Raw genomic sequence first — 12669 nt, 5'->3', positions numbered from 1 at the left:
GACCATTTCTGCCGCCCTTGAATAGGTGGAGCCCCCATGAAACTTGTCGTCGTCGAGTCGCCCGCGAAGGCAAAAACGATCAACAAGTACCTCGGCAAGGACTATAAAGTCCTCGCTTCCTACGGGCATATCCGGGATCTGCCCTCGAAAAACGGCTCTGTTGACCCAGATAACGACTTCGAAATGGTCTGGGAGGCCGATTCAAAGTCGGCCAAGCGCATTTCCGACATCGCCAGCGCCCTCAAGGACGCCGACACGCTGATCCTGGCGACCGACCCTGATCGCGAGGGTGAGGCCATCAGCTGGCACCTGATCGAGGCGCTGAAAAAGCGCCGGGCGCTCAAGAAAGACCTCGCCGTCGAGCGCGTGGTGTTCAACGCCATCACCAAGAATGCCGTGACGCAGGCCATGGAGCATCCGCGCGGCATCGACGTGGAGCTGGTGGATGCCTACCTCGCCCGCCGGGCGCTGGACTATCTGGTGGGTTTCAACCTTTCCCCCGTCCTGTGGCGCAAGCTGCCGGGCTCGCGCTCGGCAGGCCGGGTGCAGTCCGTGGCGCTGCGCATCGTGTGCGACCGCGAGAACGAGATCGAGAGCTTCCGTCCGCAGGAATACTGGAACATCGCCGCCGAAATGCGCGCGCCCGACGGCTCGCACTTCGAAGCGCGACTCTATTCGCTCGACGGCGACGTGCTGAAGAAGTTCACCCTCGGCAACAAGGGCGACGCTGACCGCGCGCTGGAGATCGTCAAGGCGGGTGGCTATTCGGTCGCCTCGGTCGAGGCCAAGCCGGTCAAGCGCAACCCGCCCCCGCCGTTCATCACCTCGACGCTGCAGCAGGAAGCCAGCCGCAAGCTCGGCTTCTCGGCCAAGCGCACCATGCAGGCCGCCCAGAAGCTCTATGAGGAAGGCCGCATCACCTATATGCGGACCGACGGCGTGAACATGGCCGAGGAAGCCTATGCGGCAGCCCGCGCCATGATCCAGTCGAACTATGGCGCGCGCTACCTGCCGGAAAACACGCGCCGCTATTCCTCCAAGGCGAAGAACGCGCAGGAAGCCCACGAGGCGATCCGCCCGACCGACTTCAACCTGCGCCCGGAAGACTATCACGGCGATGGCGACCTGAAGAAGCTCTACACGCTGGTGTGGCGCCGAGCGGTGGCTTCGCAGATGGAAACCGCGCTGTTCGAGCGCACGACCATCGACCTTGCCTCCAGGGACAAGCGCGCCATGCTGCGCGCGACGGGCCAGGTGCTGGTGTTTGATGGCTACATCAAGCTCTACACCGAAGGCCATGACGCGGGCGACGATGACGACGACGCCGAAGGCCGCCTGCCGAAGATGGCCGAAGGTCAGCATGCCGACCTTCTGAAAGCGGACGCCACCCAGAGCTTCACCACGCCGCCGCCGCGCTATACCGAGGCATCGCTGGTCAAGCGGCTGGAAGAGCTCGGCATCGGGCGCCCGTCGACCTATGCCTCCACGCTCTCCACGCTGGAAGACCGCGGCTATGTGCGCATCGAGGGCAAGGCGCTGATCCCCGAGGACAAGGGCCGGCTCGTGACCGCGTTCCTCGAGAACTTCTTCAGCCGCTATGTGGAGTATGACTTCACGGCGGGCCTCGAAGAAAAGCTGGACGTGATCTCTGACGGCAAGCTCGACTGGAAAGCTTTCCTGCGCGAGTTCTGGCAGCAGTTTGCCGCCGACATCGATGGCACCAAGGAATTGCGCGTTTCCGCCGTGCTCGACGCGCTGAACGAGGCGCTGGGCGCCTATGTGTTCCCGCGCCAGGATGCTGATGGCAATCCGATCGAGAACCCGCGCCTCTGCCCGCTCTGCAAAGAGGGCGAGCTTTCGATGAAGCTCGGCAAGTTCGGGGCCTTTGTCGGCTGCTCGCGCCACCCTGAGTGCAAATACACGCGCCAGTTTTCCTCCGATGGCGGAGAAGCGGCTGCGATCAACCCGGATGGCAATGAGCTGGGCGTGCACCCGGACACCGGCGAAACGATCTTCCTCAAGACGGGCCGGTTTGGTCCCTATGTGGAAATGGCCAATGGCGAGAAGCCCAAGCGGGCCTCCCTCACCAAGGCCGACAAGGAAAAGCTGGACAGCTTCACGCTGGAGCGCGCCGTCGAGCTGCTGATGCTGCCGCGCGAAGTTGGTCCGCACCCGGAAGACGGCGAGATGATCCTCGCCAATTTCGGCCGCTTCGGGCCTTATGTTCAGCATGGCAAGACCTATGCGAACCTCAAAGACCCGCAGGACGTGTTCACCATCGGCCTCAACCATGCCGTGACCCTGATCGCCGACAAGAAGGCGCGCGGCGCCGCGCGTGGCGGGGCCGCTGCGCTCAAATCGCTGGGCGATCACCCCGATGGCGGCGCGATTGAAGTATTCGAGGGCCGCTACGGGCCTTACGTCAAATGGGGCAAGGTCAACGCCACCCTGCCCAAGGACGTGACGCCGGACGTGGTGACGCTGGAACAGGCGATCGAACTGGTGAATGCCAAGGGCGGCAGCGCGAAGAAGAAAGCCCCGGCCAAGAAAGCCGCCGCGAAGAAACCTGCTGCGAAGAAGGCCGCGCCGAAGAAAGCTGCGGCGAAGAAGAAGGCCGCGGAGGAGTAGCCTTCCCTCGGGAAAACCTGAGCTGTTGCGATTGCGGCGCGCTCAGGAGATGGGCCCTCAGACCGGCTGCGCCGGTCGAGGGTGACGAAAGGGGGCGGGCATGGCGAATGAGGACAGGATCGTCGCGGTTTACATCACGGCCAACCGGAAGAACGGAACGCTCTATACCGGCGTAACGTCAAACCTCGTTCAGCGCATCTGGCAACATCGCGAAGGCTTGTTTGAAGGCTTCTCAAAGAAATGGGGCTGCACGCGCCTCGTCTGGTATGAAGTCCACGAAGAGATTTCTGCCGCCATCCGCCGTGAGAAATCCATCAAGGCCTATCGCCGCCAGAACAAGCTCAACGCGATCGAAAATCAGAACCCGGACTGGAAAGACCTTTGGTTCGAGATTACGGGCTGAACCCTCCTCCTTCGTCACCCTCGATGGCCGCAGGCCATCTGAGGGCCCATCTCCTGACGTTTGCTCAAACACAGCACTCTCCATAAGGATAACCATTCACCCTCCCTTCAGCTGCGGCCTGCGCGTATGCGGAGGACGCTGACTGGAGGTTTTTGGCCATGTCCTTGCCCGCGCTGTTTTCTGCCATTGCGTTGATGGGGGCGCCGGCGGCGGGGAGCCCGTATGAACTGGAGGTGCTCGTTTCGGGGCTGGAGCGGGAGACCGTGTTTCTGGCGGCGCCGAGAATGGCTGAGGCGGGCAGATTGCCGGTGCTGCGCATCTGTTATCTCCGCGCGGCGACCAGCCCGGCGCCGGAAATCCTCAGCGTACATATCGGCGACCGGTCGCAGCTGCTGGCCCCTGGCAAATGCAGCTTCTTTGCGGGCGGCCAGATCGACATTGCGGTGTGGAAGGGCGACGGCGCCATTCGCGCCTCAGTCACGCTGCTGCGTTGAGATTGACACCGGCGCGGGGCGCGGCAACCTCCAGCCGATATGAGTCGTGGGGACGAAAACCGTCATGATCCGGAAAATCCTTCTGGCAACGCTTGCCGCCCTGCTGGCCCTGCCGCTGGCGGGTGCCCTCGCCGATGTGCCCCCGCCGATCCGTGTGACGGCGAAGGGCAAGGAAGTGGTGCCCGTGCTGGTGAGCCAGCCGCTGCCGGAGGGCGCACAGATTCTCTCCACGCCGGTGCTGCAGGTGTGCCATGGCGGCGGCGGCGCGGTGAACGCGGTGATCCTCGCCGGGGACCCGAACTTTGACGAGGCCGACACGATCGAGACCGTGGTGGCCGCTGGCCAGTGCGTGTTCATTTCGGCCCGGCTGGTGCGCCTGACGACCAATACCGAGGGCGGGGCGACGGCAATTCTGGTGCAACTCGTCCGCTGAGGGCGCCTCTCCGCATAAAAGCCCGCGCAATTGCGCCCGAATTGCACTATATGCGGCCTCATGAGTTTTCCTGATAGACAGACAGTCCTTGATTTTCTGAAAGAAAATCCAGGCGCCACCACCAAAGCCGACATTGCCCGGGGCCTGAAAGTGAAAGGCCGCGAGCGCGCGACCCTGCGCGAAGTGCTCAAGGAGCTGGAGGAGGAAGGCAAGCTGGAGCGGACCGGCAAGCGCAGCTTTGCGCAGGCTGACCGCCCGCCGCCTTCCGGCCTCGTCGAGTTTACCCGCCTCACGAAAGACGGCGACCTGATCGGCCAGTGCGTGGGCGATAGCGGCCTGTTCGGGCCGGAGCTGATTTACGGCGGCCCTTCGGGCAAGACCCGCGCCCGCGCCCCGGCCAAGGGCGACCGGGCAGTGTGCAAGATTTCCCAGAGCAAGAATGGCGAATGGCGCGCCTATGCCATCACCGTGCTGGAAAAGCGCATTACCGACCGCACAGTGGGCCTGTATGAACGCGGGCCGCGCGGCGGGCGCGTGATCCCGGCGAGCCGCAAGGAGCGGCGCGAATTCCTGGTGCAGGAAGCCGACGCCAAGGGCGCCAAGGATGGCGACCTTGTGGTGGTGGAACCCAAACCACAGGGCAAGCGCCAGTATGGGCCGCCGCTGGGCGTCATCAAGGAAGTGATCGGGCAGCTTTCCGATCCGCGCTCGGCCAGCCTGATTGCCATCTATGCGCATGACATTCCGGTGGACTTCCCTGAAGCCGCCCTGAAGGAAGCGCAGGCGAACGAGCCGGCCGATGTTCCGCGCACGGACCTGCGCGAAACCCCGCTCATCACCATCGACCCGCATGACGCACGCGACCATGACGACGCCGTCTGGGCCGAGGCGATGGAAGATGGCGGCTGGCGCGTCATCGTCGCAATTGCTGACGTGGCCGCTTATGTGACCGAAGGCTCCGCGCTGGACCGTGAGGCGGAAAAGCGCGGTAACTCCACCTACTTCCCGGACCGTGTGGTGCCGATGCTGCCGTTCGAGTTGTCGGCGGATGCGTGCTCGCTGCGCGAGGGGGAAGACCGGCCCTGCCTGGCGGTGGAGATGATCTTCTCGAAGGATGGCCACAAGAAGCGCCACCGCTTCCTGCGCGCCACCATGCGCTCGGCGGCCAAGCTCTCCTATGAAGAGGCGCAGACCGCGATCGACGGCCATCCTGAAGGCAAGGCGGCAGAGCTTCTGGAAACGGTGCTGAAGCCGCTCTGGGGCGCGTATGCGGCCGTTTCCAAGGCGCGTGACCTGCGCAGCCCGCTGGACCTCGACATGCCCGAGCGGCGCATCATGTTCACGCCCGAAGGCGAGATCGACGGCATCGTGACCAAGGTGCGCCTGGACGCGCACCGGCTGATCGAAGAGTTCATGATCCAGGCGAACGTGGCGGCTGCCGAGACGCTGGAACAGAAGAACAGCCCGGTTATGTACCGCGTGCACGACACGCCGACGGACGCGAAGGTCGCCGCGTTTGCAGACTTCCTGCAGACGCTCGACATGAAATGGAATATCGGGGAACGTCCGCAGACGCACAAGTTCAACCGGCTGCTCAGCGAAATCCGAGGCGGGGATTATGAGGGCATGATCTCCCAGATGGTTCTGCGCACGCAGGCGCAGGCGATCTATTCGGAAGAAAACCTTGGCCACTTTGGCCTGAACCTGCCGAAATATGCCCACTTCACCTCGCCCATCCGCCGCTATGCCGACCTGATCGTGCACCGCGCGCTGATCCGCGCGCATGACTTTGGCCCCGATGGGCTGTCGGAACGCTCCGCCGCGCGGCTGGAAGAGATCGCCGAACACATATCCACCACCGAGCGCCGCTCGATGGCGGCAGAGCGCGACGCGACCGACCGGTATCTGGCGATCTTCCTGGCAGACCGGGTGGGCGCAGAATTCGACGGGCGCATCACGGGCGTGACGCCGGCAGGCCTGTTCGTGTCGCTGGCCGGCAGCGGGGCCGATGGCTTCGTGCCGATTTCTTCCCTCTCGGATGAATACTGGATCCATGACGAGGCGGCTGTGGCCGTCTATGCGCGCGGATCTGGCAAGACATTCTCCATCGGGCAAATCGTCCGTGTGCGGCTTCTGGAAGTGACGCCGCTGCAGGGCGGGCTGTTGCTGGAGATGATTTCCGATCCCCTGCCGGCCCCGGCAAACCGCAAGGCCGCGCGCCAGGCGATCACCCGCGAACGCGGCGCCCCGCGCGGGCGGAGTGGTGGCGGGGGTGGCAGCCGGGGTGGCGGTGGCGGCGGCCCGCCCCGCCGTGGCAAACCCAAATTCGACAAGCGCACCCTGCCCAAAGGCAGCAAGGGAAAAGGCAAGCGGCGATAGTCTGGCGCTGAGATTCCCCCTCCGCCCCTTCGGGGCACCTCACCCGCTTCGCAGGGGAGGATGAGGCCCGCAGCCTAACCCTGCGTCACTGTTTTCAGAGGGCGGTATTCGCCTTTAAGGTCATCCCATGTCTGGTATGCTCAAATCTGCGTTCGATAAGGAAGAAGACGGCGACGTCATCATCAAGGGGAAACCCAGCCTGCGGCCTAAGGATGCCGCGACGCTGATCCTCGTGCGGCGTGACCAGACCCAGCCGCGGGTGCTGATGGGCAAGCGCGCCGGTGGCAGCGCCTTCATGCCGGACAAGTATGTGTTCCCCGGTGGCCGCGTGGACCCGCATGATGGGCGCGCCATTGCCTGGGAAGAACTGCGCCCCGAGGTCGATGCCAAGCTGCGGCTGCATTCGCGCCGCCTGCCGCGCTCGATGGCGCTGACGGCGATCCGCGAGTTGTTCGAGGAAACCGGCCTGATCATGGGCCGCTCTGCCGAAATGCCCAACACCTGCCCGGTGGGCTGGGAAGACTTCCACACTATGGACATTGCGCCGGACCTGGCGCCGCTGACCTTCATTGGCCGGGCTGTGACCCCGCCCTACCGTCCGCGCCGCTTCGATGCGCGCTTCTTCATGGCCGAGGCCGAGGAAGCCCTGATCGACGAGCGGCCCCCGGTGGACGGGGCGGAGCTGTCTGACCTGCAATGGGTGACGCTGGCTGACGCCATGAAGCTGGACCTGCCCTCGGTTACCCGGTTCATGCTGGGCGAGATTGGCGAGCGGCTGGCCAAACCACAGGAGGACCACCAGCCGCCTTTCCTGCGCTGGACCCGGACCGGACACCAGACAGACCGGCTTTGACCGCCAAGCCCGCTTGACTTCCCCCGGAACCCTCGTCATTAAGCGCGTTTTCCGGATTCAACCCTGACTCAGAAGGGCCGCGCCATGGCCAAACCCGCAACCATCAAGATCCGCCTCAATTCGACGGCTGATACCGGCTTTTTCTACGTGACGAAGAAGAACCCGCGCACGATGACCGAGAAAATGGTCAAGCGGAAGTATGACCCGGTCGCGAAAAAGCACGTCGAGTTCAAAGAAGGCAAGATCAAGTAAGGTCTTGTTCCTTTTGGAACTTTTTCAAGAACCCGCGCTTTCGGCGCGGGTTTTTTGTTGTGTTCTGGCGGCAGGACCGTTGGCGCCGTCATCCCGAAACCGGCGCAGCCGGTGTCCGGGAACCAGAATGCCCCGTAGCCCCCTGCCGCCGCTGGTTCCCGGTCTTCGCAGCTTCGCTGCAAAACCGGGATGACGAAATAAAGAGGCGGGCGCAGACCCTCGGCAGAAGTTTGCGTTGAGATTATTCTCTACCGCTCCGGGCGGCCTTCATGCAGCTTTCGCGCGTCCCGCAGCTTGGGGAACAGGAAGGCTGACAGGCCAGCGATGCCCGCCGCCGCGATTCCCCCCGCCACCACGGTAAATACCGGGCCGAGCGCAGCCGCCATGAAGCCGGCGCGGGCCTCACCCAGCTCGTTCGAGGCGCCAACAAAGATGGAATTGACGGCATTTACCCGGCCCCGGACCTGATCGGGCGTCCAGATCTGCACCAGAATATCGCGGATATAGACGGACACCATGTCGAACGCGCCCACGAGCATCAGCGCCAGAATCGACAGCCAGGCCAGCGTGGAAGCCCCGAATACCGCCGTTGCGATGCCAAACAGAGCGACACAGACCAGAAGTATCCAGCCCGCATAATCGCGGATGGGAAACGCCGTGATCAGCACAATCGCAATGATCGCCCCCACGCCCGGCGCCGCCCGAAGCAGCCCCAGCCCTGCCTCGCCCACGTCGAGAATGTCCCGCGCATAAACCGGCAACAGCGCCACCGCCCCGCCCAGCAACACCGCGAACAGGTCGAGCGTGATCGCGCCGAGCACGATCTTCTCCTTCCAGATATAACTGAAGCCCCCCAGAAGGCTTGAGAACGTCGTGGGCACGCGCTCGATCATCTGGGCAGGCTTGGGAAGGGTGAAGATCAACACCGCGCCTACGCTCAGCAGGCTCATCGCCGTGCCATACGCAAAGGGCGCCGAGATGCCTGCCAGCAAACCGCCCGCCACCGGGCCGGCAATCGAAGCCAGCTGCCATGAAGACGACATCCAGCCGACGGCATTGGGAAACGCTTCCTTCGGCACAAGATTGGCCACAAGGCTGGATGAGGCAGGCCCATAGAAGGCCCGCGCAACACCGAAGACGGTAAGCACACTCAACACCAGAACCGGCTCGAACTGGTGGGTCAATGCCAGGTAGAGGATGGCGCCGGCACACGCCATCATCAGCACCATCGCGCTGGCCATCACCAGGCGACGGCCCACCCGGTCTGCTACGTTTCCGGTAATGACGACAAGGCCAAGCGCCGGCAGGAATTGAACGAGGCCGATCCAGCCCAGCCAGATGGGGTCGCGCGTCTCGTCATAGATCTGCCAGCCAATGGCGACCGAAAGCACCTGTGTGGAAAAAGACGTGAAGAAGCGGGAAATGAAATACCGGGTGTAGGACGAATACCGGAACGCTTCGAAACGGTCTGACATGAGCGCGGACTGGCTCCCTCACGGCTGATCAGCCGCTCTGGGCCTCCCATGCCGCAAAGTCAATCAGGCGGCGATGCTCTCGACGCGGTTCCGCCCGCCGGTCTTGGCCTGGTAGAGCGCGGTGTCTGCCCGGTGGAGCAGCTCGTCGATCGTGTCGGTTGCGCCCTGCAGCGTCGAGACGCCGGCGCTGACCGTGATGCGCAGATTGCGCGAGCCGCCCAGAACCGGGAACTCCTCGGCAGCAACGGACTTGCGGATACGTTCAGCCGCCGCGCAGGCAAGATCGCCCGGCGTATCGGGCATCACGACGACAAATTCTTCCCCGCCCGTGCGGCAGACAATATCCGTAGGCCGAACGTTGGCGCGCAGGCGTTTGGCAATCTCGCGCAGCACATCATCGCCGGCCTGGTGGCCATGCGTGTCGTTGACCGATTTGAAATGGTCGATGTCGGTCATCATCAGCGACAGCGGCTTGCCGCCGCGCACAGAGCGCTGCATCAGCTGCTCAAGCTGGCCATTCATATAGCGGCGGTTGTGCAGGCCGGTGAGCTGGTCGATGACAGAGAGCTCAAGGCCGCGGTCCACGCGCTGACGCAGGATGTCGATATACCGTGTACGGCGCGTTTGCGTGCGGATGCGGGCGGCGAGCTCCTGCTTGTCGAGCGGCACGGTAATCGTATCACTGGCGCCGATTTCCAGCGCGCGCAGGGCCTTGGCCTTGTCATGCGGATCGCAGACCACGATCACGGAGATGGACCGGGTGACCGGGTTCACCTTGAAATGCGCGCAGAGCTTCAGCGGATCGAAACTGCGGCAGAACAGCGAGACGATGACGACATCGACGCGCTCTGCGGCGAGGTCGCCCATATTGCCGGCTTCCAGCAACGTGGTGGCCTTGTGGCCCTGGGCACGCAGCATACTGGCAAGGCGCGTGGACGAGCGCGGATCATCATCCACGATGAACACGCGCGCGGGCCGGTCGATCTCTTCGCGGCTGGCTTCTTCCATCGCGCCGGAGCGCAGGCCGCTCGCTTCGCGCTGGCGCAGCTCGGCCGCTACGGTGTTATAGCGCATCAGGGCGGTGATGCGGGAATTGAGCAGGAAGTCGTCCACCGGCTTGGTGAGGAAGTCTTCCGCGCCGGCATCGAGGCCCTTCACGCGGTCTTCCATCTCGCTGAGCGCGGTGACCATCACGACAGGAATGTAGGAGGTGGCCGGATCGGCTTTCAGCCGTGTGCAGACTTCATAGCCGTCCATGCCGGGCATCATCACGTCCAGCAGGATGATCTCCGGCAGCTCGCGGCTCGCCATTTCCAGCGCCTGCGGGCCGTTCTCGGCCAGCAACACGGTGTGGTATTGTGCTTCCAGCTTGGCCTGCAGCAGGCGGCGGTTGGCTTCGATGTCATCAACAATCAGGATACGGGCAGTCATACCGCCGGTTCCTTGGGCATCAGCGCTTCAACCGCGCGGATGAAAGACGAAATCTGGATCGGCTTGGAGAGATAGCCCTCACAGCCTGCCTCGCGTACGCGCTGCTCGTCGGCGCGCATGGCAAACGCGGTGACCGCAAGCACGGGAATATGGGCGACCTTCTTGTCGTCCTTCAGCCAGCGGGTGATGTCGAGGCCCGACACTTCCGGCAGCTGGATGTCCATGATAATCAGATCCGGCAGCTCCTGCCGGGCGATTTCGATCGCCTTTGCGCCGTCACGGCACTGGAAGGTCGTGTAGCCGTATGCGCCCAACAGGTCGCAAAAGAGGCGCATGTTGAGTTCATTGTCCTCAACCACAAGCACCTTTCCGGATCGCTTCTTGACCATCTAAGTCCGATTTACTGACGATTCGCTGGGGCGCGGGTGCGCCAGCTTCAGCTATACTGCAAATCCTTAACGCGCCTTTACGCCTGCGGAATGACTTGTTTGCGGCAAGCCCCGGAACATGGCAGGAACATGCGTATCATGTCGAGTCTTTGCCGCGATTGCCAGCACCAGAGCGAGGCCGTGCTCACGGCTTGCCCGGCCTGCCGCAGCCGCAGGATCATGACCCATGAGGCCCTGCTCCGGGTGTCGATTGCGCATGTGGACTGCGATGCCTTCTACGCATCTGTTGAAAAACGGGACAATCCGGCCCTTCGGGAGAAGCCCCTGATCGTTGGCGGCGGGCAGCGGGGCGTGGTGACGACCTGTTGTTACCAGGCCCGGCTTTATGGCGTGCGCTCGGCCATGCCCATGTTCAAGGCACTGAAACTCTGCCCCGACGCGGTGGTGCTGCCACCCGATTTCCGGAAATACCACGCCGCCGCCAAGGCGATTCGGGGCCTGATGGACGAGCTGACGCCGCTGGTGCAGCAGGTCTCCATCGATGAAGCCTATCTGGACCTGACCGGCACCGAGCGCCTGCACGGGGTTTCCCCCGCCGCCAGCCTCGCCCGGCTGGCCCGGAAGGTGGAGCGTGAAGTTGGGGTGACGATATCGGTCGGCCTGTCGGCCAACAAATTCCTCGCCAAGACGGCCAGCGAGCTGGACAAGCCGCGCGGTTTTGCCGTGATCGCGCCGGAGGAAGCAGAGGCCTTCCTGGCGCCCCATCCGGTGAACTTCCTGCATGGCGTCGGCCCGAAATTCGCCGAGTCGCTACAGCGCGACGGCTTCCACACGGTGGAGGACATCCAGCGCGCGGACCTGAAAGCCCTGATCCGCAAGTATGGCGAGACCGGCGACTGGCTGAAACGCTGCGCCCATGGCCGCGACAATCGCCCGGTGAGCCCGCATGACGAGCGCAAGTCGATCTCCAGCGAAACGACCTTCTTTGAAGACACCGCCGACCTGGCCATCCTGGAAGACCATCTCTGGCGCCTCAGCGTGAAGACGGCGGACCGGGCAAAGGCCGAGGGCGTTTCCGGCCGGGTGGTAACGCTGAAGCTGAAGACGGCGGACTTTCACCCCCTGACGCGCCGCCTTTCCCTGCCCGAGCCGACCCAGCTGGCGCAGGAAGTGTTCCGCACGGCGCGGCCCCTGCTGGCGAAGGAAGTGACGGGGCGGATTAAATACCGGCTGATCGGTGTTGGCCTGTCGGACCTGTCGGACTGGCGGGCGGACGCAGTCGATCTGATCGACCCGAAGGTCGCCAAACGCGCCGCCGCCGAGCGCGCCTCCGACAAGGCCCGCGCCAAATTCGGCACCGGCGCCGTGATGACCGGGCGGGCGGCGAAAAACGTGAAGAAGCCGAAGGGCTGACAGGCCATGCACCCCGCGTTAGGACAGGCGCGAAACATTTCAGGAGCCTCCCATGTCCACACCCGAAGCCCGCCTTGACGCCCTTGGCATTGAACTGCCCACCCCGATGAAGCCAGTGGCTACCTATGTGCCCTTCGTCATCACCGGCAACATGCTGTTCGTCTCCGGCCAGGTCTCGGCAACTGCCGAAGGCCGCATCCTGGGCCGCCTCGGCGAGAATATGGAACTCTCCGCCGGCCAGCAGGCCGCTCGCATCTGCGGCATCAACCTGATCGCCCAGGCCAAGGCCGCCGTGGGCGACCTTTCCCGCATCAAGCGCGTCGTGAAGCTCGGCGGCTTCGTCAACGCGGCCCCGTCCTTCATCGACATCCCGCAAGTGGTCAACGGCTGCTCGGACCTGATGGTAGAGGTGTTCGGCCCGGAAGTCGGCGCCCATGCCCGCTCGGCGGTTGCCTGCCCGACCCTGCCGCTCGGCGTTGCTGTCGAAGTCGACGCGATCTTCGAAATCGCCTGAGGCAC

Annotated in this window: 12 protein-coding genes; 9 read left to right on the top strand and 3 right to left on the bottom strand. The window is 63.9% G+C overall.

What is annotated here, in order from left to right:
- The first annotated feature begins 36 nt into the window (after positions 1 to 36).
- From topA to rpmG, 7 genes are all read left to right on the top strand, one after another.
- Positions 37 to 2628 (top strand): type I DNA topoisomerase, encoded by a 2592-nt coding sequence (topA, locus tag K1X12_RS09470; RefSeq protein WP_220987356.1) that lies wholly within the window; start codon positions 37 to 39, stop codon positions 2626 to 2628.
- Positions 2629 to 2728: 100 nt separating this feature from the next.
- Positions 2729 to 3031: a GIY-YIG nuclease family protein gene (locus K1X12_RS09465; protein WP_220987355.1), complete on the top strand. Its 303-nt coding sequence runs from the start codon at positions 2729 to 2731 to the stop codon at positions 3029 to 3031.
- 158 nt (positions 3032 to 3189) lie between these two features.
- On the top strand, positions 3190 to 3525 hold the full coding sequence (locus K1X12_RS09460) for a hypothetical protein (protein WP_220987354.1): 336 nt from the start codon (positions 3190 to 3192) through the stop codon (positions 3523 to 3525).
- Positions 3526 to 3589: 64 nt separating this feature from the next.
- A complete protein-coding gene (locus K1X12_RS09455) occupies positions 3590 to 3958 on the top strand; it encodes a hypothetical protein (protein ID WP_220987353.1) in 369 nt (122 codons plus the stop codon).
- A 60-nt stretch (positions 3959 to 4018) separates the two neighbouring features.
- On the top strand, positions 4019 to 6337 hold the full coding sequence (rnr, locus tag K1X12_RS09450; RefSeq protein WP_220987352.1) for a ribonuclease R: 2319 nt from the start codon (positions 4019 to 4021) through the stop codon (positions 6335 to 6337).
- 127 nt (positions 6338 to 6464) lie between these two features.
- On the top strand, positions 6465 to 7190 hold the full coding sequence (locus tag K1X12_RS09445; RefSeq protein WP_225907928.1) for an NUDIX hydrolase: 726 nt from the start codon (positions 6465 to 6467) through the stop codon (positions 7188 to 7190).
- Positions 7191 to 7274: 84 nt separating this feature from the next.
- Positions 7275 to 7442 carry a 50S ribosomal protein L33 gene (gene rpmG / locus K1X12_RS09440; RefSeq protein WP_220987351.1) on the top strand — a complete coding sequence of 56 codons (168 nt, stop codon included), beginning with the start codon at positions 7275 to 7277 and terminating at the stop codon, positions 7440 to 7442.
- A gap of 248 nt (positions 7443 to 7690) precedes the next feature.
- Here rpmG and K1X12_RS09435 read toward each other — a convergent pair whose 3' ends face one another.
- The 3 genes from K1X12_RS09435 to K1X12_RS09425 form a co-directional block, all read right to left on the bottom strand.
- On the bottom strand, positions 7691 to 8917 hold the full coding sequence (locus tag K1X12_RS09435; protein WP_220987350.1) for an MFS transporter: 1227 nt from the start codon (positions 8915 to 8917) through the stop codon (positions 7691 to 7693).
- Positions 8918 to 8980: 63 nt separating this feature from the next.
- A complete protein-coding gene (locus tag K1X12_RS09430; protein WP_220987349.1) occupies positions 8981 to 10348 on the bottom strand; it encodes a PleD family two-component system response regulator in 1368 nt (455 codons plus the stop codon).
- Positions 10345 to 10737, bottom strand: coding sequence for a response regulator (locus tag K1X12_RS09425; RefSeq protein ID WP_220987348.1), 393 nt, complete (start codon positions 10735 to 10737; stop codon positions 10345 to 10347). The genes K1X12_RS09430 and K1X12_RS09425 overlap by 4 nt, the downstream gene beginning before the upstream one ends.
- Positions 10738 to 10875: 138 nt before the next feature.
- On the opposite strand from K1X12_RS09425, the gene K1X12_RS09420 reads away from it, so the two are divergent.
- Together K1X12_RS09420 and K1X12_RS09415 are read left to right on the top strand one after the other, a co-directional pair.
- Entirely contained in the window at positions 10876 to 12150 is a 1275-nt protein-coding gene (locus K1X12_RS09420; protein ID WP_220987347.1) for a DNA polymerase IV, read from the top strand.
- Between the two features lie 52 nt (positions 12151 to 12202).
- A complete protein-coding gene (locus K1X12_RS09415) occupies positions 12203 to 12664 on the top strand; it encodes a RidA family protein (RefSeq protein ID WP_220987346.1) in 462 nt (153 codons plus the stop codon).
- Positions 12665 to 12669: the final 5 nt, after the last annotated feature.

The organism is Hyphomonas sediminis (assembly GCF_019679475.1).
Taxonomy (GTDB): Bacteria; Pseudomonadota; Alphaproteobacteria; order Caulobacterales; family Hyphomonadaceae; genus Hyphomonas; species Hyphomonas sediminis.
Note: the sequence above shows the minus strand (reverse complement) of the source record. Positions and strands in the feature narration are given on the sequence as shown.